Source organism: Effusibacillus consociatus (genome assembly GCF_042652925.1).
In the GTDB taxonomy this organism is placed as follows: Bacteria; Bacillota; Bacilli; order Tumebacillales; family Effusibacillaceae; genus Effusibacillus; species Effusibacillus consociatus.
In genome coordinates, this window is record NZ_JBHSHC010000047.1 from 1 (window position 1) to 1,393 (window position 1,393).

At 44.7% G+C, this 1,393-nt stretch carries 1 protein-coding gene; it reads left to right on the forward strand.

The genetic code is table 11. The features are described from left to right. Window positions 1-1,329, forward strand: a 1,329-nt coding sequence (locus ACFO8Q_RS06910) for an IS1634 family transposase (RefSeq protein ID WP_380025001.1), incomplete at its 5' end; no start/stop codon positions are given. Between the last annotated feature and the right edge of the window lie 64 nt (window positions 1,330-1,393).

Sequence of the window (1,393 nt, forward strand, 5' to 3'; positions counted from 1 at the left end):
CAGAATCACCTTTACCAACAACTTCAGCGAATCGACCCTTCAGCAGGAGAAGGATTTTTCTATGACATCACTTCCACCTACATGGAAGGCAGCCAATGCGTCATTGCGAAACTGGGCTACTCCCGTGATCATCGTCCCGACTTGCAACAAATTGTAATTGCCTTGATGGTTACGCCGCAAGGTTCCCCTTTTTATTGGAAAGTACTTGAAGGCAATACGCAGGATATTACAACGTTGCCTAGCTTGGTGAACGAATTGAAAAGCCGATTCGGTCTGACCAAATGTCATCTCGTCTTCGACCGGGGGATGGTGTCCAGCGATCATCTGGATCTTCTGGAAGAGCAGGGATTCACCTATTTGTCCGCTATGGATCAAGATGAAATGGCGTGCCACCCGTTATTTCATCAATTCGTACCGGAACCCGCATCCAAAGACGATTATGAGCAAATGCTGGCGCTTCACGAATTTCAGCCTACCGACGAAAACCAGTTCTTTTTCACACGCGAAGGGCAAGTTGGGGAGCGGCGATTTGTCTTCTCATTTGACGTTTCCCGGTTTTTTGAGGATATCGCATCACGGGACAAACGAATTGCACAAGCCTTGGCTTGGGTCGAACAGAAAAACGCCAGTCTTTCCGCTGCGCAAAAGTCACGGAACAGGGAAACGATCGAGAGAGAGGTTAAGCAAATACTCAACAAACGAAAACTGAAATCGCTGCTGAATGTAACCATCACGCCAATTGAATTGCAAGTACTGAAAAAAGACGGTAAAACACGTACAGTCCATTCGTTCCAATTGTCTGCCGAGATCGATAAAGCGAAAGAAGCAGACATCAGGAGATTGGATGGAATGACCTGCTTTATTACCAACGAAGCAACTATGTCGCAAGCACAGGTCATTCAAAAATACCGAGAAAAAAACAAAATTGAGGAAGCTTTTCGTGAAATGAAATCGCAGCTTGCTTTGCGTCCGATCCATCTGACACGCCCCAAACGGGTAAAAGCTCACGTAAGCGTATGCGTCTTAGCCTACTTGCTCATGAATACGATGAAGATGATGCTGAGGAAATTAGGATCTTCGTCATCTCCGGAAGAAGTACTTAATCAGTCGGGCAGTTGCCAATTAAATCAAGTCGGCTTCCAGAGTTCCTCCCATCGGTCTATCACCATGACCGAATTAACGGAGCAACAGCAGCAGTGGATCAAACTGCTCGAATGTGAAAAATATCTGAAACCGAAGGCGTTAAATCAATTGATCAAATCGTTGCAAAACATGTTGTATTTGTCAACTGAAAATTCCGCCATTCGCTCATTTAATTTTCCCCCTTAAATTGCAAGAATAAATGCAACAACACACGATAATCCATAATATGTAAGATTAAACGACCGATTTT